Genomic DNA, 21,134 nt, shown 5'->3' with positions numbered 1-21,134 from the left:
CAAAAGATGAAATCTTTTAAGCTGCCTGAGTAAGAACGTTCAGGGCTTGAGTACGTGTAGTGCGAAGTTCGCTAACAAAGATTTTGCTAAGACGTGAAGAAACTTTGTTGATCTCTTTCGCAATGTAAGCGCTACGTAGTGCGTTAGCTTCTGCAGTTAGTTCGTGTAGTTCTTTTGTGCATGAGTAGTTCATTTCGATACCCTTTAAATTCTGTTTCCGTTTAAGTTGTGATCATCATACGGCTGAGATTTCTTCTCGACAAACGATCGTTTTTTGATTTATTGTTGAGATAAATTCACATAAAGGTATTTTGAGATGCGTCGCTTACCTCCATTAAACTCACTTAGAGTCTTTGATGCTGCTGCTCGTCATGGAAGTTTTAACCGTGCAAGTGAGGAGTTGTGTGTCACCCCCTCGGCGGTGAGTCATCAGTTGAAATCACTTGAAGAGTTCTTGGGTGTCGAGCTGTTTAAGCGTGAAAAACGCACTATCTCATTAACAGCTGCAGGTGAGCGCTATCTCCCTTCCGTGCAGTTGGCCTTGGATGAACTAGAGCAGGCGACACGCCGTCTCATCTCTTCACCTAACTCCAATGTGGTGAAGGTGAGTATCGCACCAGCCTTCCTAACGCGATGGTTGGTTCCACGTATCTCACGTTTTCAGGAGCGCCACCCCGAAGTTGAGCTGCGCGTAGAGTCATCGATCGATTACATCGACTTTGATAACAGTGATACCGATATTGCAGTTTACTACGGTAAAGGGCACTGGACAGGTGTAGAGGCGCACTTTATGCGTAATATCTTCTTGACACCGGTGGTGAGTCCTAATCTGATTCAGACAGATGGTCCTATCACCAATCCTAGCGATATTCTGCGCTACCCTCTGATTCACGTATCTGGCCGAAGCCATGAGTGGACGAAGCTGCTTCAAGATAATGGCATCAGTATCAGCCAGGTGAGCAAAACGATCTCCTTCTCAAGTACAGCGCTTGCTGTATCGGCTGCTGCTGCAGGTGCAGGTATCGCCCTTGCGGATGTGGCGCTGCTTAAACATGAGGTGGAGAGTGAGCGTTTGGTGGCACCTTTTGATATTCGATTGGATAGCCACAACGCCTTCTATCTAGTGTACAAAGAGAACAGAACACTCACGCCAGCAATGATGGCCTTTCGTGACTGGATTCTTGAAGAGATGCAGGCGGACGTTGATGCCGCATCGTCACGCATCGGCTAACCATGCCTAAGCTTCGACCGCTTCTCCTGGGCGTAGCCGTGCTTTTGCCACTGCTTCTGCTCATCTATCTACTGCAAGATTACCTCGATGCTTATTTGCAGCGTGATGCCCAGGTGATGGCTTGTGATATCAATCTAGAGAGCTGCCAGCTCGACTTGAATGATGGACAGCATCTCTCACTGACTATGAATCCCTCACCTGCTGCATCGTTAACACCACTAACATTTACGCTCGCAGTCTCTGGTGAGCAACCTCAGGGTGTTTGGTTGGATCTGCAGGGTACTGAAGAGTACATGGGAATTAATCAAACGCCGTTCATATTTGAAGATGGCGTTTGGCGCGGCAAAACGGAACTGGCTGTCTGCACGACAGCGCGTATGCTATGGCAGGGGCGTTTGATAATCACTCAGCAGAGTGGTGAGACCCTACCGGTGGATTTCTTTTTTGAGGCCCAATGATTTTCGCGGCTTCCCTTCGGGAATGCGCTCCTACGGATAGCTAGGCAAATACCCCGTAGGAGCGCATTCAGGCAAAGACTGAAGCCGCGAAATTGAACTGATAGTAGGAGCTAGCCTGAAAGGCGAAGCGAGGCATTTAATATTTCGCTTCGCCCTATGGGCTAGCTCCTACTCTCGATCGGACGTGGACGATTGGCACGAGATTCGAATTAGGCACCCTGTTTCCCCGTCCGACTGAGAACGAGCACGGTGCTCTTTTTCGGTTAAGAGCTTTTCAGGCTAAGGCCATGGACGGCCGAAGAGCACAACGGAGGCAGGATGCCGACCTTGTGCGGTCCTGATAAGCTTCAGAAAAAGAGTATCGCGCGCAGTGTGCCGAAGGCCGAAGGATCGGGGTGTCCTTTTGCTTACTTTTCCGACAAGGGAAAAGTAAGGCTGGCCGACGCAAGTCGGGTAGAACAGCTTTTTATCGTTCCATCCATGGCCATCGTCGCTCCTGCACATACTGACGTAGTTTCCCTTCGGGAATGCGCTCCAACAAGGAGCTAGGTAAATACACCGTAGGAGCGCATTCAGGCAAAGCCTGAAGCCGCGAAAGAGAAAATACCCGAATAACCCGGGGATTGCGCGTAATTCGACATACCCTCGGCGTCGTGCTCCTGCACAAATTTGTCCGGAACAAATTTGATCAGCTTTAGCTGGCCCGCAGGGTGAGGGCAGGAAGCCCGAATAACCCGAGGATACCGTCCATCCCTGTCCATCGTCGCTCCTGCGCATCCATGCGCCCGCGACATACCGTACATCCTGTACATACCCTCGGCGTCGTGCTCCTACACGCCGAGGATACATTACATCCCTGTCCATCGTCGCTCCTGCGCATCCATGCGCCCGCGACATACCGTACATCCTGCCATACCCTTGAAATTGCTCCTGCATTTCTAGGATACAGGCCATCCATGGCCATAAAAAAACCCGGCTAGGTAGCCGGGCTGAAAGATCTTCAAATCGATGAAAATTTTGAAGAAAGGGATGCGAACACAAGGGATGGTTCGCGGCCTAATCCTTTAGACTCTTTAAATTTACTGCTTTTTTGTGCGGTGCACAATAGTTTGAATGCTGACTATTAGGTCAATTTACTCTTTAAATTGCTCTTTTATAACGCAGTGCAATATAAAGCCTATTAGTCTTCGACCCTTAGGTTGCTTTTACGGTATGGGTGAGCAGCATAAGTACCCATTACACGTACCTCTTTAGCAAAGAAGTGCAGCTCTTGTAGGGCAAGTTGCATCTCTGGTTGCTGGGTATGGGCAGCGACGTCGAGGTGGAAACTGGTCACCTGCATCGTATCTGAGGCCATGTAGCTCTCAAGCTTAAGGATGTTCAGGCCATTGGTAGCAAAGCCACCCAGTGCTTTATAGAGCGATGCTGGAATGTTGCGTGCGGTAAATAGGATAGAGGTCATGAACTCTTGTGATGGATCGTATTCAGGTACCTTGCTATCGCGTGCCAAGATCAAGAAGCGGGTAGTGTTACCGTCCACATCGCGGAAACCTTCGCGGATAATCTCTAGGCCATACAGTTCAGCGGCTAGAGAGGAGGCTATAGCGCCAAGCTCTGAAGTCGGGTTGGCAGCAAGATCCGCTGCAGATCCCGCTGTATCAAGTGCTGCAATAGGTTCTAAACCTAGCGCACGGATGTTGCCATCACACTGTGCAAGCGCCTGAGGGTGTGACCAAACACGTTTAAGCTGCTCCACCTTGGTGCCAGGAATGGCGAGTAAGCAGTGGTTCACAGGCTCAAAGTGTTCGGCCAGGATATGTAGCTGAGTCTTTGGCATTAAGCGGTAGATCTCTTCAACACGACCGGCTGTACTGTTCTCTAACGGAATCATCGCTAGGCGCGCTTCACCACGCTCAACCATAAACATCGCTTCTGCAAAGCTTGAACAAGCGACAGCTTCTAGCTCTGGATGAACACGCGTACAAGATAGGTGCGAGTAGGCACCTGGCATGCCTTGGTAGGCGATTTTAGCGGGTAGGTCAGTCATATCTACTACTTAAGAATTTTGTAAAGCGCGATTATCGCACAACTTATAAAGAGTTTGGTAAGGTTCGGTCTATTGCACAGGAAATAGATATGTCACCAGAACGAGAGGCCCGACTGAGGGCTGTTTTTCAAAAGCGTCAAATGGATCTGACGCTAATTACAGAGCGTGTTCACAAGCCGCGTAATATCTCGGCGTTAATTCGTAACTGCGATGCTGTGGGTATCGCAGAGATGCACTTTGTTGAGCCTGAAGCGGGGTATCGAAGTTTCAACGGTACCAGTATGGGGAGTGACCGTTGGGTCGACTCTGTCTCCCATGACAGCGTTGTGGATGCGGTTCAAGCTGTTAAGTCGCAAGGTATGAAAGTTTATGCAGCGCACCTTTCTGATAGCGCTGTCGATTTTCGTAAGGTTGATTACACCCAGCCATGTGCCATTATGATGGGTGCAGAAAAGGATGGTATCAGCGACGAAGCGGCAGCACTGGCTGATGAGCATATCATCATCCCCATGCTTGGTATGGTCGAGTCGTTTAATGTATCAACCGCCGCGGGCATTATTCTGATTGAGGCGCAACGTCAGCGTTTAAATGCGGGTATGTATGAACGTGAGGGGTTGCCTGCAGAGCGCACAGCGCGTTACCTCTTTGAGTCACGCTACCCTAAATTGGCTCGTTACTATCAAGTGTGTGAAGCTGAGTACCCCGCTTTCGATTTGAATGGCGAGCTGCTGAGTCGTGAAGGGCTTGAACCCATCATTGCACGTGGCCGCGATATTCTGTTGGCGATGAAACGTGTCTCTAGGCAGCAGCGCAAAGAGGCACGCAGAGAGGGTTTGCTCTAACTGAAGGATGGGGCAGGCCACCAACTTGGCAGTTGCTGAATAATCTCAGGCTTAGCAAATCGAGTATCGATCAACAGCAGTTTACCCTGGTCTTGATGGGTGCGAATTAGGCGGCCTGCCGCTTGAACTACCTTTTGAATGCCAGGATAGAGGTAGGTGTAGTCGTAACCCGCTCCGAAGCGCAGTTCAAATTTTTCACGCATCACTTCGTGGAAGGGGTCAAAAGGGGGTAACCCCAGTGTGGCTATGGCGACTCCGATGAGTCGATCCCCGACTAGATCCACACCCTCAGAAAATAGCCCGCCGAGTACCGCCATACCCAATAGTTGGCTCTCATCTGAAAATTGCTCTAGATAGCGCTGGCGCTCGTCACTTCGCATACCGCTAGTTTGTCTATGCAGTGGTAAATCAGGTGCTATATCTGCAACTGCCTCTGATATCTCTTCAAGGTAACTAAAGCTCGAAGAGAAGAAGAGGTAGTTGCCAGGTTTTGCTCGCCACATCTCTACAAGTTTCCGTGCGATCGGTACTACGGATCTCTCCCGGACCGCATAGCGAGTATCGATAGATTTGACGATCTCAACATCCACCTGCTCCGCATTGAAGGGTGAGGGGAGTGAGCCTGATACTGAATCCTCAGAGAAGCCGAGTAAATTCTGGTAGTAGTCGAACGGTTTGAGTGTTGCAGAGAACAAAATTGCGCAGTTTAGGTCGGCCCAGCGGGGTGCCAGAAAGAACGATGGATCTAAATTGAGCAGCGCCAGTTCAGCCTGGCCACGTTTAGCTTTGCTGCGTCGAACGATGGAGTGCTCGCCAAACTGCTCTGCCAGTTTTAGATAGGCCGAACTTAAAAAGAGGAGGTTTTGCAGCTCCTGTTGATCTGGAGATTTGGCTAGCTGATCGCCAAGCTCTGTTGCCAGTGACTGTAACGCAAACTCGAGTTTCTCGGGCGGCATCTCATCAAAGCTTGGTGTGCTGGTCTGTTCTTTACACGCCTGTTGCCAAGCACGCTGCACTGATTCAAGGGCTCTGCTGAGTTTGTTGGTTTGCTCTGTGGCTGGAATATCAATCTTGAAGTCGCTCTGTTTGAGCTCTATCGAGTAGAGGTCGCGACATCGCGTCACTAGGTTGTGCGCCTCATCAACAAGTGCGAGGGTTTGCCACTCATCCTGGTGCAGGTAACCACTGAGTATCGCTGTAGGTGCTAGATACTGGTTAATGTCCGCCACAACGATATCAGCCCAACGTGCCATCTCCTGTCCGAAATAGTAGGGACATATCTGATGTTTTTCGGAAATTTTCCGAAGCGCTTCGCTCTCTAGATTCGTCCAGTTCAAGCTGTATGCCACTTCTCTGGCATTGGGTAACCGATCAAAGAACCCCTTTGCGAGTGGGCAGCTATCGGCTTGGCACAACTTGTCTGGCTCAATACATCCACTCTCTTTAGCGACCAACTCAACAGCGATGAGCTTAGGTTGACCTTCCCTTAATTGGTTGATGCCATCAAACGCCACTTTTCTAGCCGTATTGCGAGTGGTTAGATAGAAGAGGTTGGTGAGTCCATCTGCTGCAACGGCCTTTAAGCTAGGGTAGAGCGTACCAAGGGTTTTGCCTGATCCGGTTGGCGCCTCTATTAGCAGGTCGCGCTGGGTTTTGGCCGCTTTAAAGACTGATTCAGCAAGCTCTCGCTGCCCTTTGCGAAATTCACTGTAAGGGAAGCTAAGCTCTTTGAGTGATTGGTCTCTTGCAGCGCGGTGCTGGTTGAGTCGATTTTGCCAATGTTTGAAATGCTCTACACGCGCTTCAAGTTCGTTCATTAGCTCGTCGGCGGTGGCGGTAAACTCAATCTCTGTCACCTCATCGCTGGTGATCTCTAGGTAGCTGAGTTTAAGGTTGATGCGCTTCCAATCCTGCTCTAGGCATATCATTGCACCGTAGCTTCTAAGCTGTGCTAGGTGCAGATTGCGTTGGCCTAGTGATTGGCGCTCTAAATCACCGCGATAGGTCTTAATCTCCTCGACGAGCTGTTTGCTTCGATCAAAACCATCACAGCGGCCGCGAACAGTGATCTCTTCAAAACTCTGTTCGATGGGATATTCACTTTGATAGCTTGCACCGCGTCGCTTTTGCAGACGTTGGTGACCCTCGATTCCTTCAAGTGCTGTCGGAGCAGGCGTATAGCGATGGTCAATGTCACCGATGCGGTCGGTAAATTCACAGAGAGAGCGAACCGAAATACGATTACTCACTGTGCATCATCCTGTTGCCACTCGACCCAACAGACGGCGCTAGGAATCTCTTGTTCAACAAAGTAATCCAGCCAGAGCTTCTGATTATCTTGAAGGCGATCACCGGGCCCTTTTACCTCAATCAACCGGTAGTTTCTCTCTTTTAGGTTGAACTCAATAAGATCGGGAAAACCGCTGCGATGGTTGCGTAAGTCACTGAGAAGACGCTCGAATATCTTTCGAAGGTGTTGTGCTGGAATGATCTCTAACGCCAGCTCTATCAGTTCCTTAGAGACGACTCCCCAGTGAATAAAGCTATTGGTGATGCCATATTTCTCTTGGTAACGATCGCGTATAGCCCCTTGGTAGTCCCCGTTATCCAAACGGTTAAAGCACTCTTGAATAAGATCTGCTCTCTGCTCTTTGAAATTGCTGCGATAGAGATCTGCAGGTTGAGCTTGGAATGGGTGAAAGAAGGCTCCTGGAATAGGTGCGTAGAGAACATCCCAAAAGAGTAGGCCAAACAGAGTGTTGATCAAGCAGTTTTCGACGTAGAAGAGAGTATTGCTATCGTTACCCAACGCCAGGGCAGTGGTCTGTTCGACCCTAAGTGTGTCCAGTTTAGGCGTCGTTAAATTAATTCGTTCGGGCTCTTTAAGGATGATAGGAGTGAACGGTGTACTCAGTTTTTTGCTCAATCGTTTTTCAACACGATTTATCAATAGCTCTTGCAAGGGGGTTGGTGTGTACGGGCTCTCTTGGCGATAGCCTGTGATGCGAGGAGCTATGGCTTCGTAGCGCTCACTTTTTTCGAGCAGGCGAAGCTCACGAATCAAAGCATCACCTAAGCTAGATGCTTCGTATAACGAGAGTGCAGTATCTATATCTGCGGCTCTCTCGGCCTCTTGTCCTAGGTTGTATAGCAACCGCCCGTGACGACCGGCAATCCAGCTATTGATCGGCATGATCTCTTGAGCTCTGATAATTCGCTCGGGAAGAGGTGTTGTTTCGGACTCTTCATAAATAGCGTTTAGCGCTAGGTATTGATCCACCTCTGTACGATGGTGAAATGCGCGTGATGAGTCATCCAGTTGGATCGGCTCATAGTTAAAGTAACCCAACTCCGTAACAACAAATTCACTCCAGCTCTGTCTTTGGTTGCCAAAGAACATTAAACGCAGACGATCAAAGAGTGGCTGGCATTTGAGTTTAAATGAGTCTGTAGGTACTGCTAGCCATTCGCTCAGTCGCTTGGCGGGTAGGGATTGAACGTTTAGTAGCTCTAACAAAGCCCTCTTTGAACTCGATTTGGCCAGTGGTGTTGGGATAAATCGCTTCGCAAGTGCGAGTAACTCCTCTTTATTAATTAGATCTGCTACTTCATTGAGCTCTAAGAGAGGGTCTCTCTCAATCAGATCACATTGCTCCAATTGAGTTGCTAGCTCTTCAATATCGCTACCAATTTCTGCGTAGTGCTGAAGTTGCGAAGCTCTGTAGATGGTTTGGGTACGCATGATCATACGTATCAGAAGTGCTTGAGCATTTTTGGGGAGGCTAAGGTAGTGACCAATCAAAGCTCTCTCGCTCTCATTGAGCAGATCTGCGTGCAGTCTCATCACCCAGTGAATAAGCGTGTTGGCGTTAGCTAGGTAGTAGAAGGGATCTTCTAGCGACTGCGCTTTTGGCTGATTGTGCGGTTGGCTATCCATGCAGGTAGTTTACTGACTGATAGAAGTTATAAAAGTTCTAAGTTGAGGCTTTTGTCTCTATTAACTAGAGATTGCTAACTTATTTACGTAAATATTCCAAAAAATTGCTTGTTACTCCGATTTTTGATGTCTAAAATGTAATTTAATTACATAGGAGCTTTTTGCTCTTCAAACAAAGATAAAAGGAAGTGACCTGTGAAGCATCCTAAGTTGGTTGAAATCACACAACGCATTATTGAGCGCAGTCGTGAGACCCGTGCCGATTACGTTGCGCGTATGGAAGCAGCTAAAGATTCCAAAGTGGCGCGTTCTACTCTTGCCTGCGGTAACTTGGCACACGGTATTGCGGCATGCGGATCTTCTGAGAAAGATACGCTCAAGCTTATGAACAGCGCGAACGTTGGCATCATCTCAGCCTACAACGATATGGTCTCTGCTCATCAACCGTTCCAGCACTTCCCTGAACTGATCAAAAATGCTGTTGCTGGTATGGGCGGTACTGCTCAGGTTGCAGGTTGTGTCCCAGCAATGTGTGATGGCGTGACCCAGGGTCAGCCAGGTATGGAGTTGAGTCTCTTTAGTCGCGATCAGATCGCCATGTCGACTGCCGTAGGTCTTACTCACAACATGTTTGATGCCGCTCTATGTTTGGGCGTTTGTGACAAGATCGTGCCGGGTCTGTTGATTGGTGCGTTGAGTTTTGGTCACTTGCCTGTGATTTTTGTTCCTGCAGGCCCAATGCCGAGCGGTCTTCCAAACAAAGAGAAGGCGCGTATTCGTCAGGAGTATGCAGAGGGTAAGGTGGGTCGTGATGCACTGTTACAGTGTGAAATGGACTCTTACCACAGTGCTGGTACTTGTACCTTCTACGGCACAGCGAACTCTAACCAGTTGCTAATGGAGGCGATGGGTCTTCATCTACCGGGTTCTTCATTTATCAATCCATATACACCGCTACGTGATGAGTTGACTAAAGCTGCTGCTGAGCAGGCTTGTCGTATCACAGCTCAGGGTAGTGATTACCGTCCGCTCTATCAGGTTATTGATGAGAAGGCGATTGTTAACGGTATCGTGGCGCTTTTGGCTACAGGTGGATCAACCAACCACACCATGCACATCATTGCGATGGCGCGTGCAGCCGGTGTCATTGTGAACTGGGATGACTTCTCAGATCTTTCGGATCTAGTTCCGCTTATCACGCGCATCTATCCAAATGGCAGTGCTGATATTAACCACTTCCAAGCTGCGGGTGGTATGTCGCTGTTGGTACGTGAACTGCTTAAAGCGGGTCTTATTCACGACGATGTTAAGACAGTTTTCGGTAACGGCTTGGCAGATTATGTACAAGAGCCTTTCATCAATAATGGCCAGCTTGTATGGCGTGAAGGTCCAGAGGTTTCGCTTGATTCTGAAGTAATTAGTACCGCTGCTCAGCCATTTGCTGCAAACGGTGGTGTCAAACTGCTGAAAGGTAATCTAGGTCGTTCAGTGATTAAGGTCTCTTCAGTACCGTCAGACCGCTTTGTTATCGAAGCGCCTGCTGTCGTGCTGCATGAGCAGGATGATCTTAAAGCGCTATTTGATGCGGGTAAGCTTGATCGAGACTGTGTAGTGGTCGTGCGCTTCCAGGGCCCAGCGGCCATGGGTATGCCAGAACTTCACAAGCTAACGCCAATGTTAGGTTCACTACAGGATCGCGGTTTTAAAGTGGCTCTTGTGACTGATGGTCGTATGTCAGGTGCATCGGGTAAGGTGCCAGCAGCGATCCACCTAACGCCAGAAGCTTTGCACGGTGGTCTGATTGCTAAGGTGCAGGATGGCGACATGATTCGCTTGGATGCAAACACCGGTGATCTAACCCTATTGGTCGATGAGTCGACGCTTGCTGCACGTGAGGCGGCAACAGCAGATTTAGCCAGCCATCAATTTGGCTGGGGACGAGAAATGTTCGCAGGGATGCGGCAGTTGGTTTCGGGTGCAGAGCAGGGTGCCTCTGTTCTATTTAACTCGATTCAGAAAAGCTAAGCAGGGATTCGGAGAGATAATGAGTACGCAAGCTGAAGCACTATTAACAACTTCACCGGTGATGCCGGTCCTTGTCATTGATCGCGTTGAAGACGCAGTACCAATTGCAGAAGCCCTTAAAGCGGGTGGACTAAAGGTGCTTGAAGTGACACTTCGCACAGAGTCTGCACTGGATGTGATTCGTGAGATTGCACATAACGTCTCTGACGTATTGGTGGGTGCAGGTACCGTAACAACGGCTGAAGAGCTGAAAGCGGTGCAAGATGCGGGCGGTGCTTTTGCCATAAGCCCAGGTGCAACTGACGCGCTTCTTAAAGCGGGTGCCGAATCGGATATCCCTTACCTGCCAGCTATTAGCACCGTGTCGGAGCTGATGCGTGGCATGGAGTATGGCTTCACCTCGTTTAAGTTCTTCCCAGCCGAAGCGGCGGGCGGTCCTAAAATGTTGAAGTCGATCGCTGGTCCTTTCCCGCAGGTTCAATTCTGCCCAACAGGCGGCATTGGCCCAAATAACTTTACCGATTACCTAAGCCTATCCAACGTTAGTGTGGTAGGTGGTTCTTGGGTAGTACCGCAAGATCTTGTCGATGCGAAAGATTGGGCAGGTATTACCAAACTAGCTTCAGAAGCTGTTGCTAAGGCAGCAGCCCTGTAGGGTCCGTTTCCTAAAGGTCGTGGAAACTAGCGCGAGAGCGCACTTTTAGCCGCCCCAAATGGGGCGGTTTTTTTATGGCCATGGATGGCCGGTATCCTAGAAATATTCGGGCTTCCTGCCCTCACCCTTCGGGCCAGCTTAAGCTGTTCAAATGTGTTCCGAACAAATTTGTGCAGGAGCAATTTCTAGGGTATGTCGAATTACGCGCAATCCCCGGGTTATTCGGGTATTTTCTATTTCGCGGCTTCCCGCTTTGCGTGAATGCGCTCCTACGGTGTATTTACCTAGCTACTTGTTGGAGCGCATTCCCGAAGGGAAGCCGCGACAGTATTTGCAGGAGCGACGATTGCCATGGATGGAACGATAAAAAGCAGTTCTACCCGACTGACGTCTGCCAGCCTTACTTTTCCCTTGTCGGAAAAGTAAGCAAAAGGACACCCCGCTCCTTCGGCCTTCGGCACACTGCGCGCGATACTCTTTTTCTGAAGCTTATCAGGGCCGCACAAGGTCGGCTTCCTGCCTCCGTTGTGCTCTTCGGCCGTCCATGGCCTCAGCCTGACAAGCTCTTAACCGAAAAAGAGCACCGTGCTCGTTCTCAGTCGGACGGGGAAATAGGGTGCCAAATTCGAATCTAGTGCCAATCGTCCACGTCCGATCGAGTGTAGGAGCGCATTCCCGAAGGGAAGCCGCGACAGGATGTTCTAGAATCTCTGAATCAAAACAACCGACTCACCCGGCTCAACAATACGCGTATCTGACATCGCATTGGCGGCTTCAATACACAGGAAACTGCGGAAATTCTCTGAACCGATATCGGTCATTTTTCCTGCGGTATCAAAACCTGGATTCCAAACGACAGTCGTGTTGCTGTTCTGTTTTTGTATGGTGCGAGTTGTATCACCATCAATGAGTTTCAGTGATTCGCTGCTATCGAAGTAGACACGGTCAGTTGGCTCTTCCAATGACACCAGCTCTCGACTCTCAACACTCTCTGCATAGTCCAATAACTTATCAGCGTAGTGACATCCTTTGAGACCCTCTATGCGAGCGCTACTTAGATCACTAATTGGGAAGTAGGTGTGAAGCGCCTGGCTTAGTGGGAATGCTTCGCTCCCATTATTATGAGTGATTAGTGAGAGCTCCAATGAATCACTCAAGGTCACTTGCAGTCTTACTATGCATTTAAATGGGAAGAGGGTGTTGCTTGATCGGTTTTCGAGTTTCAAGACAATGCGGGTAAAGTCTGTGCAGGACTCTTCACTTTCAACTGACCATAGGGCTGTTCTGGCAAAGCCGTGGGCTGGGTACGTAGCTTCAGTCGCATGTGCTCCAAACCAAGGCCAGCAAACCGGTACACCACCGCGAATGGGTTTGCCCGTTTCTATGATGCATTTAGGACTCATCCATAGCTGCTCAACCCCGCTTTTTATAAAGCTGGTCAGGTGCGCGCCCTGAAGGGTTAGGGTGCATCGGTTCTCGCCAAATCGAAGTTCAAGTGCATCTAGTTTGTTCTGAACGCTTAGTTTGGTCACATTCATGTTGAAATCCGGTATTAAAATTACATTTGACTAGTTGGGCTTTGATATTGAATAAATCGCCTTAAGCCTCGTATTCATTGGTAATGTACACCAAAAACGGCAATTTATCTGAAAAAAATAGGATAAAAGTTTTCTGGCTATTACCGCTGAAAATGTACTAAAATTACATAACTTTTTTACATGATTAGTCAGCTCATTCAAAAATTCTTAAATGAGTGGGTTAAAAGGAGCGATTCATGAGTATTCCAATGCATCAGGCCTGTGATTTTGTCCTCTTCGGCGCGAAGGGTGATTTGGCGATGCGTAAGCTTTTTCCTGCGCTATTTCAGTTGGATAAAGCTAATCTACTTAACCCAAAAAGTAAGATCATTGGTGTGGCTCGTACCGAGCATGACCAAGCAGGTTTTGTCGAGGCGGTTAAAGAGACTCTGGATCGATTCTTAAAAGCGGGTGAAATGAGTGATGCTGAGTGGCAGCGTTTCGCCGCTCGCCTTGATTATGTTCAAGTGGACATGACCAAGCCTGAAGATTTCAAAAAGATCTCAGCGAAACTAGACGCTTCACGTGTGATGGTTAACTACCTAGCGACGCCGCCTTCTGTATTTGGTGATATCTGTAAAAACCTAAGTTCCGCTGAGCTTATTAACGAACAGACACGTATTGTCCTCGAGAAGCCAATAGGTCACGACCTTGCGAGCTCTAAAGTGATTAACGATACGGTTGCGACCTACTTTAAGGAAGATCGCATCTACCGCATCGACCACTACCTTGGCAAAGAGACAGTTCAGAACCTTCTAGCGCTGCGCTTTGCTAACAATCTATTTGGTTCACAGTGGCACAACTCAGCGATCGATCATGTACAGATCACAGTTTCAGAAACCGTTGGTCTAGAAGGTCGTTGGAGCTACTACGACAAGGTGGGGCAGATGCGCGATATGGTGCAGAACCACCTGTTGCAGCTTCTTTGTATGGTGGCTATGAACCCACCAAGCAAGTTGGATGCAGACTCGATTCGTGATGAGAAAGTACGCGTACTTAAAGCGCTACACCCAATTACGTCAGAGAACGTGACCAAGCGTGCTGTACGTGGTCAATATGCTGCAGGCTCTATCAATGGCAGTGCTGTGGTGGGTTATGCGCAAGAAGATGGCGCGCAGAAAGCAAACTCAAATACCGAAACCTTCGTCTCTCTTCGCGTGAATGTCGATAACTGGCGTTGGGCTGGTGTTCCATTCTATCTGCGTACCGGTAAACGTATGCCAGCGAAGATGACTGAGATTGTGATCGTTTATAAGAACAACCCTCACTTCATCTTCGATCCAAAACAGCGCGATATCGTGAATAACCGTTTGGTGATTCGCCTACAGCCAGAAGAGGGCATCCGTCTTCATGTGGTAACGAAACAGCTTGATTTGCAGCAGGGGATGAACCTGCAAAATCGTGCTCTTAACCTTAACTTTGGTGAAGATGATCCTAACCACCGCACACCTGACGCATACGAACGTTTGCTGCTTGAGTCGATGGTAGGCGATCAGTCATTGTTCGTTCGTCGTGATGAGATCGAAGCATCTTGGGCATGGTGTGACCAGCTTATCGATGCTTGGAAAGAGGTAGGCGACGAAGTTAAACCATACAACGCAGGTACCTGGGGCCCGATCGGTTCGATTGCTCTTATCGAGCGTGATGGCCGCTCTTGGCACGAGTAAGCGTTATGACAAAGATTATAAATTTTCCAGATAGAGAGTCGCTTGAGCAGCAGCTAGCGCACTCGATTGTAGAGCTTCTGCAGGCGGGTATTGATAGCCAAGGCCGAGCAACACTGGTTGTATCGGGTGGTCGAACACCTGCTGCTCTATTTCAAACACTATCTAAAGCCGATCTAGATTGGTCAAAGGTATGGGTTACCCTTGCTGATGAGCGCTGGGTGCCTAATACCCATGCCGATAGCAACGCTCGGTCAGTAGAGAGCAATCTGCTTATAAACAGAGCAGCAACTGCAAACTTTATCCCTCACTTTAATGGTGCAGATACACCATTTGATGGTGCGGCTGAGCTTTCAGAAGAGCTTGAATCTCTTCCAGAGATCTTTGATGCAGTCATTCTGGGTATGGGTGAAGATGGTCATACGGCATCTTTCTTCCCTGATGCTCCAGAGCTTGCCGCTGCGATTGATCCTGCAGGTGGCTCTGTCTGCATGGGTGTTACGCCTCCGGTAGCCCCTCATCTACGAATGACACTCTCCCTACCACGCCTACTTGCCAGCAAACGTATCTTCGTACACCTTTGTGGCGAGGGTAAAACTCCTGTTCTTGAGGCGGCACTGGGCGAAGGCGCAACTGAACAGATGCCGATTCGCTCTGTATTGCGCCAAGATAAAACCCCGGTCGATATCTACTGGGCACCCTAAGCCTATTTTTCTAAAAAGATCATGCCAAGTGCATGATTTTTTTTGCCCTTTTTTACTGTTTTTTACACATCCACTAGTGAAAATTAGCTCGTTTTTTTAGTGCACCAAAATGGGTGTGCCGCTTATTTTTGCGCACCATTGAGTCGCTTTTCGTAAATATTGCGCCCCTTGTTGGTGCATAAAAGTATCCTAAAAACAGAGTCGCAAATGTCACATAAATCTGTGTTAAAAATATTTAAAATTTTAACTCATTGTTTTATATGATTTTAATTTTGACTCATTGGTTGAATTTAAAAAGTTGGCATGCCTGATGCAATAAGGAACTCATCGGATTAATACACCTCAAAGGAGAACTCACCGATGCGTAAGTCAACTATGTTTAAATCTGCTGCACTCGCACTAGCTGTTTCTGCTACTAACATGGCAATCGCTGCCGACACGATCAAAGTGGGTGTGCTGCACTCGCTATCGGGCACTATGGCGATCTCTGAAACCACGCTAAAAGATACACTCTTGATGCTTGTTGAAGAGCAGAACAAAAAGGGCGGTGTGCTTGGTAAAAAACTTGAAGCAGTTGTCGTAGACCCTGCATCAAACTGGCCTCTATTCGCGGAAAAAGCGCGTGAGCTTGTAGAGAAAGAGAAGGTAGATGCAATCTTCGGTTGTTGGACATCTGTATCTCGCAAATCGGTGCTTCCTGTCATCGAAGAGCTAGATAGCGTTCTTTTCTACCCAGTTCAGTATGAAGGTGAAGAGTCTTCTAAAAACGTTTTCTACACTGGTGCTGCGCCTAACCAGCAGGCTATCCCAGCTGTTGATTACCTAATGAATGACCTAGGTGTAGAGCGTTGGGTTCTTGCGGGTACTGACTACGTTTACCCACGTACCACTAACAAAATCCTAGATGCTTACTTGAAGAGTCATGGTGTTGCTGAATCAGACATCATGATCAACTACACACCATTCGGTCACTCTGATTGGCAGTCGATCGTATCTGATATCAAGAAATTTGGTTCAGCAGGCAAGAAAACCGCTGTTGTCTCAACGATCAACGGTGATGCAAACGTACCGTTCTACAAAGAGCTAGGTTCACAGGGTATTAGTTCATCTGATATTCCTGTTGTTGCCTTCTCTGTAGGTGAGGAAGAGCTATCTGGTATGGATACTTCTCCACTCGTAGGTCACCTAGCTGCATGGAACTACTTCATGAGCGTTGATGCTGAAGAGAACGATGAGTTCATCGATAGCTGGCACAAGTTTATCGGTGATGAAAAGCGTGTAACGAACGACCCTATGGAAGCCTCTTACATCGGTTTCAACATGTGGGTTAAAGCGGTGGAGAAAGCGGGTACTACAGACCCAGCTGCGGTTCAGGATGCGCTTATCGGTGTCTCTGTACCTAACCTAACAGGTGGTCTATCAACCATGATGCCCAACCACCATATCTCTAAACCAGTGCTTATCGGTGAGATCCAGGATGATGGCCAGTTCGAAGTTGTATCTTCAACCTCTGGTCTAGTTGTTGGTGATGCTTGGTCTGACTTCCTAGAGGGTTCGAAAGATCTTATCTCTGATTGGCGTCAGCCACTGTCGTGCGGTAACTACAACGTTAAAACTGCGACCTGTTCAGGCCAGAACTTCTAATTTGAAGATCTAATGTTGTTGGAACCCGAAAGGGTTCCTCAAACAGGCGGCACGGATAATTTATACCGATGTCGCCTTTTTACTACCGAAAAGGATGAACCTATGCGTAGTGTGCGCGTAACGTTTCTACAGACACTCCTTATTGCTCTTGTAGCTTTTGTTTCGATGCAAGTGAATGCAGGCAGTGCCGAGTTTGATCAGTATGAAAAAACGCTGATTGATGCAAAGTTTGATGAGAAGGGTGCCATTGTTGAGCAGTGGTTAGCTGCCGATGCACCAGAGGCTCTTAATCTCGTAAAACTAATGTTGGATAGCCAACTCTACTACCAGAAAAAAGAGGATCAACTCTATCTAGTTGAGGATGCATCGACGGGGGCTGTTGCAGTTAGACTGCGCGATAACGAGCAGGTCACCATCAAGTCGAAACGCGATTTTAAGCGTGTCAGCATCAACAATACTCTGCGTGAACATTTCGCATCTATTTTAGCTACAGGTGCGCTTGTCGATGCTGTTCCTGAGGTTCGTCGCCAGGCGGCGCTAGACCTAATCGGTAACCCATCTTCAGATATTATCCTGAAGGTTCGAAATCTATTTGAGAAGGAGTCTGATGCCGATGTGCGCAGCGCCTTCTCAATTGTGCTTGCAGTGGCAGATCTAAACTCGGCTGATACCGAAGTGGCTTCTAGTGCAGTCACTGCTCTGAGTCAAACACTGGAGCCAGCTGCACTAGCTGCACTCAATCAATTTATTGATGCCACCTCAGATGAATCGCTCAAAGCTCAAGCTCAAAGAGCAGTTAAAGCTATTCAGGATCAGGCCTCTTTCTATGCAGGCATTGAGACCGTCTACTTCGGCTTAAGTTTAGGTTCTGTGCTGGTGCTTGCGGGTATCGGCCTCGCTATTACATTTGGCGTCATGGGCGTTATTAATATGGCGCACGGTGAGCTCATTATGATTGGCGCCTACACCACCTATGTAGTGCAACTGCTCATGCCTAATGCGATTGAGAACTCGCTGTTTGTCGCTATTCCTGCAGCGTTTGTTGTTTCAGGTTTAGTTGGTATCGCAATAGAGCGCGGTGTCATTCGTTTTCTATACGGTCGCCCGCTTGAGACGCTTCTTGCAACCTTTGGTATTTCGCTTGTTCTGCAGCAGGCGGTGCGTTCGATCTTCTCACCGCTTAACCGGAGCGTGGAGACGCCCGATTGGATGTCGGGGTCAATTCAGATCAATCCAGTACTGGCGTTAACTGAAAGCCGCCTCTACATCATCTTCTTCTGCATCTTTGTCTTTATCGCGCTCTCTTTGGTGATGAAACGCACGCGTTTAGGGCTTCAAGTTCGCGCAGTATCGCAAAACCGCGCTATGGCTCGTGCAATGGGGGTTCGCTCTGAGTGGGTAGATGCGATGACCTTTGGCCTAGGTTCGGGCGTAGCAGGCGTTGCCGGTGTGGCGCTATCTCAGCTTACCAACGTCGGTCCTAACTTGGGTCAGGCTTACATCATCGACTCATTCATGGTTGTGGTGTTTGGTGGTGTTGGCAACCTCTGGGGTACGCTTGTTGCTGGTTTGAGTCTCGGTCTTGCTAACAAGGTGATGGAGCCTTGGGCAGGTGCAGTACTCGCCAAGATCCTTGTGCTTGTATTCATTATTCTATTTATCCAGAAGCGCCCGCGTGGTCTGTTCCCGCAACGTGGTCGAGCAGCAGAGGGTTGATGATATGTTTCTGACTAAACTTCTTCAAAATGATCGTGGCGGTCGCTGGTTAATTTCGGTGTTGGTGCTGCTGATAGTCGCTGTGCCGTTTTTAAACTCGCTGCCGGCAGACTCGATGTTTCATCTGCCAACTTACTCAATCGCTATATTGGGTAAATATCTAACGCTTGCGTTGCTCGCAGTCGCTGTTGACCTGGTGTGGGGCTACTTAGGGATTTTAACTCTCGGTCATGCCGCTTTCTTCTCGCTAGGTGGCTATGCGATGGGTATGTATCTGATGCGTCAGATCGGTGATCGTGGTGTCTACGGTAACCCTGAACTGCCTGACTTTATGGTCTTCCTAAACTGGCAAGAGCTGCCGTGGTTTTGGCATGGATTTGATCAGTTCTGGTTCGCGATGCTGATGGTCATGGTGATACCGGGTATCTTGGCGTTTGTATTTGGTGCTCTGGCTTTCCGTTCACGTGTTTCAGGTGTTTATCTATCGATTATCACCCAAGCATTAACCTATGCGCTGATGCTTGCGTTCTACCGCAATGAGATGGGCTTTGGCGGTAATAATGGCTTAACAGACTTTAAAGATATCCTTGGCTTTAGCCTCTCTGAAGAGAGCACTAAACTTGGACTCTTTATCGCCAGTGCAGTTGCTTTGATTATCGGTTACCTGGTGAGCCGTGCTATCACCGAGAGCCGAGCAGGACGTGCCAGTGTCGCAGTCCGTGATTCTGAATCACGTGCCCGTTTCATGGGCTACCGTGTTGAAAATATCAAACTCTGGATATTCACTATCTCTGCAATGATCGCCGGTGTTGCCGGAGCTCTTTATGTGCCGCAGGTTGGTATTATCAACCCCAATGAGTTCTCACCACTTAACTCAATCGAGGTAGTAGTTTGGGTTGCTGTGGGTGGTCGTGCATCACTTTATGGTGCCGTGATCGGTGCGGTGCTAATCAACTATGCAAAATCCTACTTCACTGTCGAGCTTCCGGAGGTTTGGTTGTTCGCACTGGGTGGTCTGTTTGTTCTAGTGACTCTATTCCTTCCTAAGGGTGTGATTGGTCTTATTAAATCGAAGGAGGCTGCACAGTGAGTATTCAATCTTCGATACAAGAGTTTGTGCGTCGTGATCAGGTATTTAGCTTCGTACAACCGACTCAGAGTGAAAAACTTAACGTCGATAAGCAGATTCTTCTCTACCTTGAGGGTCTCTCAGTTAGCTTTGACGGTTTTAAAGCGATCAATAATCTTGATCTCTACATTAGAGATGGCGAGCTGCGATGCATCATCGGTCCAAACGGAGCGGGTAAAACAACCATGATGGATATCATTACTGGTAAGACTAAACCCGATTCAGGTACCGCCTTTTTTGGTCAAACGATTGATCTTCTTAAGATGGATGAGCCAGCCATAGCAGAGGCGGGTATTGGTCGTAAGTTCCAGAAACCGACTGTCTTTGAAAACCTCTCAGTCTTTGCCAACTTAGAGCTTGCGATGGCGCAATCCCGTGACTTTATCTCTCTCTACAAGGCGAAGCTAAACTCAGAGCAGTTAGATCGTATCGCTGAAGTGCAGAAGTTGATTGGTCTGTCTGAGCAGACGAACAAAGAAGCCGGTTCTCTTTCGCATGGTCAAAAGCAGTGGTTAGAGATTGGTATGCTGTTGATGCAGCGCCCACGACTTCTTCTTGTCGATGAGCCTGTTGCTGGTATGACCCACCAAGAGATGGATAAGACGGCCGAGCTGTTGGTATCTCTTGCAGGTAAACACTCAGTTGTTGTTGTAGAGCACGATATGGAGTTTGTTCGAAATCTCTCTGAGGGTGGTCGCACAGTAACAGTACTGCACCAGGGTAGTGTTCTTGCAGAGGGCACAATGGATCAGGTGCAGAGCAATGATCGCGTTAAGCAAGTCTATTTGGGAGAGTGACCGGTATGTTAGAACTTAAATCTGTAAATCAGTTCTACGGTGAGAGTCATACCCTATGGGATTTGGATCTTACAGTGAAACAGGGTGATTGTGCGCTGCTGATGGGGCGAAATGGTGTGGGTAAAACTACGCTGCTGGATTGTGTCATGGGGCATAACAAGATCAAAGATGGTGAGATTCGCTTTATGGGTGAAGATATCAGTCGTCTATCTGTTGAGAAACGCCCCTATATTGGTATTGGCTATGTGCCACAAGGTCGTCAGATATTCCCGTTGATGACTGTCGAGGAGAACCTGTTAATAGGGCTTCCTGTGCTACCACGCGGTAAGCGAAAAATCCCAGATTACATTTTTGATCTATTTCCGGTGCTCAAAGAGATGATGAGCCGTCGTGGTGGTGACCTTAGTGGTGGTCAGCAGCAACAGTTGGCGATTGCTCGCGCACTGGTAGTGGATCCAAAACTTTTGATTCTTGATGAGCCAACAGAGGGTATTCAACCCAACATTGTTCAGCAAATTGCTGATATTATTTTGAAATTGAACCAAGAGTTGGACCTGACTGTTCTTCTCGTTGAGCAGAAGCTACCTTTTGCACGTAAGGTAGGTGATTCATTTACTCTGCTTGATCGTGGTAGAAATGTAGCAACAGGTGCAATGGATGCACTTGATGACCAGTTGGTTAAACAGTATTTGACCGTATAGGAGAGGC

Annotated in this window: 17 protein-coding genes; 12 read left to right on the top strand and 5 right to left on the bottom strand. The window is 48.4% G+C overall.

All coding sequences use genetic code 11. The features are described 5' to 3' along the window. Nucleotides 1-16 precede the first annotated feature (16 nt). Nucleotides 17-193, bottom strand: a complete 177-nt coding sequence (locus HH196_RS04825; protein ID WP_169451030.1) for a hypothetical protein — start codon at nt 191-193, stop codon at nt 17-19. Between the two features lie 123 nt (nt 194-316). On the opposite strand from HH196_RS04825, the gene gcvA reads away from it, so the two are divergent. Together gcvA and HH196_RS04815 are read left to right on the top strand one after the other, a co-directional pair. Beyond that, nucleotides 317-1,231 carry a transcriptional regulator GcvA gene (gene gcvA / locus HH196_RS04820; RefSeq protein WP_169451029.1) on the top strand — a complete coding sequence of 305 codons (915 nt, stop codon included), beginning with the start codon at nt 317-319 and terminating at the stop codon, nt 1,229-1,231. A 2-nt stretch (nt 1,232-1,233) separates the two neighbouring features. Then, the gene (locus tag HH196_RS04815) at nt 1,234-1,689 is read left to right on the top strand and encodes a hypothetical protein (RefSeq protein ID WP_169451028.1); all 456 of its coding nucleotides are present in this window, start codon (nt 1,234-1,236) and stop codon (nt 1,687-1,689) included. Between the two features lie 1,180 nt (nt 1,690-2,869). Here the strand turns inward: HH196_RS04815 and HH196_RS04810 are convergent. Beyond that, nucleotides 2,870-3,736 carry a prephenate dehydratase gene (locus HH196_RS04810; RefSeq protein WP_169451027.1) on the bottom strand — a complete coding sequence of 289 codons (867 nt, stop codon included), beginning with the start codon at nt 3,734-3,736 and terminating at the stop codon, nt 2,870-2,872. Nucleotides 3,737-3,825: 89 nt separating this feature from the next. Between HH196_RS04810 and trmH the strand changes: the two genes are divergently transcribed. Continuing rightward, nucleotides 3,826-4,578, top strand: coding sequence for a tRNA (guanosine(18)-2'-O)-methyltransferase TrmH (trmH, locus tag HH196_RS04805; protein ID WP_169451026.1), 753 nt, complete (start codon nt 3,826-3,828; stop codon nt 4,576-4,578). On the opposite strand, the gene HH196_RS04800 is transcribed toward trmH, so the two are convergent. Then, complete coding sequence (locus tag HH196_RS04800) at nt 4,575-6,827, bottom strand: ATP-dependent DNA helicase (protein ID WP_169451025.1); 2,253 nt, start codon at nt 6,825-6,827, stop codon at nt 4,575-4,577. The genes trmH and HH196_RS04800 overlap by 4 nt on opposite strands. Continuing rightward, nucleotides 6,824-8,515, bottom strand: a complete 1,692-nt coding sequence (locus HH196_RS04795) for a VRR-NUC domain-containing protein (RefSeq protein ID WP_169451024.1) — start codon at nt 8,513-8,515, stop codon at nt 6,824-6,826. Before HH196_RS04795 ends, HH196_RS04800 begins: the two co-directional genes overlap by 4 nt. Before the next feature lie 195 nt (nt 8,516-8,710). On the opposite strand from HH196_RS04795, the gene edd reads away from it, so the two are divergent. Continuing rightward, complete coding sequence (gene edd / locus HH196_RS04790) at nt 8,711-10,540, top strand: phosphogluconate dehydratase (protein ID WP_169451023.1); 1,830 nt, start codon at nt 8,711-8,713, stop codon at nt 10,538-10,540. A 19-nt stretch (nt 10,541-10,559) separates the two neighbouring features. Continuing rightward, nucleotides 10,560-11,195: a bifunctional 4-hydroxy-2-oxoglutarate aldolase/2-dehydro-3-deoxy-phosphogluconate aldolase gene (locus HH196_RS04785; RefSeq protein ID WP_169451022.1), complete on the top strand. Its 636-nt coding sequence runs from the start codon at nt 10,560-10,562 to the stop codon at nt 11,193-11,195. Between the two features lie 701 nt (nt 11,196-11,896). Here HH196_RS04785 and HH196_RS04780 read toward each other — a convergent pair. Then, nucleotides 11,897-12,733: a D-hexose-6-phosphate mutarotase gene (locus tag HH196_RS04780; protein WP_169451021.1), complete on the bottom strand. Its 837-nt coding sequence runs from the start codon at nt 12,731-12,733 to the stop codon at nt 11,897-11,899. A 236-nt stretch (nt 12,734-12,969) separates the two neighbouring features. Here HH196_RS04780 and zwf point away from each other — a divergent pair, with 236 nt between their 5' ends. The 7 genes from zwf (at nt 12,970) to urtE (ending at nt 21,127) form a co-directional block, all read left to right on the top strand. Beyond that, complete coding sequence (gene zwf / locus HH196_RS04775) at nt 12,970-14,439, top strand: glucose-6-phosphate dehydrogenase (RefSeq protein WP_169451020.1); 1,470 nt, start codon at nt 12,970-12,972, stop codon at nt 14,437-14,439. 5 nt (nt 14,440-14,444) lie between these two features. Next, nucleotides 14,445-15,140, top strand: a complete 696-nt coding sequence (gene pgl, locus HH196_RS04770; RefSeq protein ID WP_169451019.1) for a 6-phosphogluconolactonase — start codon at nt 14,445-14,447, stop codon at nt 15,138-15,140. 375 nt (nt 15,141-15,515) lie between these two features. Further along, complete coding sequence (gene urtA, locus HH196_RS04765) at nt 15,516-16,784, top strand: urea ABC transporter substrate-binding protein (RefSeq protein WP_371807851.1); 1,269 nt, start codon at nt 15,516-15,518, stop codon at nt 16,782-16,784. A gap of 102 nt (nt 16,785-16,886) precedes the next feature. Then, nucleotides 16,887-18,500 carry an urea ABC transporter permease subunit UrtB gene (urtB, locus tag HH196_RS04760; RefSeq protein WP_169451017.1) on the top strand — a complete coding sequence of 538 codons (1,614 nt, stop codon included), beginning with the start codon at nt 16,887-16,889 and terminating at the stop codon, nt 18,498-18,500. A 4-nt stretch (nt 18,501-18,504) separates the two neighbouring features. After that, nucleotides 18,505-19,590, top strand: a complete 1,086-nt coding sequence (urtC, locus tag HH196_RS04755) for an urea ABC transporter permease subunit UrtC (RefSeq protein WP_169451016.1) — start codon at nt 18,505-18,507, stop codon at nt 19,588-19,590. Continuing rightward, nucleotides 19,587-20,426 carry an urea ABC transporter ATP-binding protein UrtD gene (urtD, locus tag HH196_RS04750; RefSeq protein WP_169451015.1) on the top strand — a complete coding sequence of 280 codons (840 nt, stop codon included), beginning with the start codon at nt 19,587-19,589 and terminating at the stop codon, nt 20,424-20,426. The genes urtC and urtD overlap by 4 nt, the downstream gene beginning before the upstream one ends. Before the next feature lie 5 nt (nt 20,427-20,431). Next, nucleotides 20,432-21,127: an urea ABC transporter ATP-binding subunit UrtE gene (gene urtE / locus HH196_RS04745; protein ID WP_169451014.1), complete on the top strand. Its 696-nt coding sequence runs from the start codon at nt 20,432-20,434 to the stop codon at nt 21,125-21,127. The last annotated feature ends 7 nt before the right edge of the window (nt 21,128-21,134 follow it).

The sequence above is a fragment of the Marinobacterium sp. LSUCC0821 genome, assembly GCF_012848475.1.
Lineage (GTDB): Bacteria > Pseudomonadota > Gammaproteobacteria > Pseudomonadales > Balneatricaceae > Marinobacterium_E.
Note: the sequence above shows the minus strand (reverse complement) of the source record. Positions and strands in the feature narration are given on the sequence as shown.

Coding starts and splice junctions, on each gene's coding strand:
- urtA (WP_371807851.1), top strand. CDS start 15,516: ATGTTTAAATCTGCTGCACTCGCACTAGCTGTTTCTGCTACTAACATG.
- HH196_RS04815 (WP_169451028.1), top strand. CDS start 1,234: ATGCCTAAGCTTCGACCGCTTCTCCTGGGCGTAGCCGTGCTTTTGCCA.
- zwf (WP_169451020.1), top strand. CDS start 12,970: ATGAGTATTCCAATGCATCAGGCCTGTGATTTTGTCCTCTTCGGCGCG.
- HH196_RS04825 (WP_169451030.1), bottom strand. CDS start 193: ATGAACTACTCATGCACAAAAGAACTACACGAACTAACTGCAGAAGCT.
- urtB (WP_169451017.1), top strand. CDS start 16,887: ATGCGTAGTGTGCGCGTAACGTTTCTACAGACACTCCTTATTGCTCTT.
- HH196_RS04795 (WP_169451024.1), bottom strand. CDS start 8,515: ATGGATAGCCAACCGCACAATCAGCCAAAAGCGCAGTCGCTAGAAGAT.
- trmH (WP_169451026.1), top strand. CDS start 3,826: ATGTCACCAGAACGAGAGGCCCGACTGAGGGCTGTTTTTCAAAAGCGT.
- HH196_RS04785 (WP_169451022.1), top strand. CDS start 10,560: ATGAGTACGCAAGCTGAAGCACTATTAACAACTTCACCGGTGATGCCG.
- pgl (WP_169451019.1), top strand. CDS start 14,445: ATGACAAAGATTATAAATTTTCCAGATAGAGAGTCGCTTGAGCAGCAG.
- urtE (WP_169451014.1), top strand. CDS start 20,432: ATGTTAGAACTTAAATCTGTAAATCAGTTCTACGGTGAGAGTCATACC.
- urtC (WP_169451016.1), top strand. CDS start 18,505: ATGTTTCTGACTAAACTTCTTCAAAATGATCGTGGCGGTCGCTGGTTA.
- gcvA (WP_169451029.1), top strand. CDS start 317: ATGCGTCGCTTACCTCCATTAAACTCACTTAGAGTCTTTGATGCTGCT.
- HH196_RS04810 (WP_169451027.1), bottom strand. CDS start 3,736: ATGACTGACCTACCCGCTAAAATCGCCTACCAAGGCATGCCAGGTGCC.
- HH196_RS04780 (WP_169451021.1), bottom strand. CDS start 12,733: ATGAATGTGACCAAACTAAGCGTTCAGAACAAACTAGATGCACTTGAA.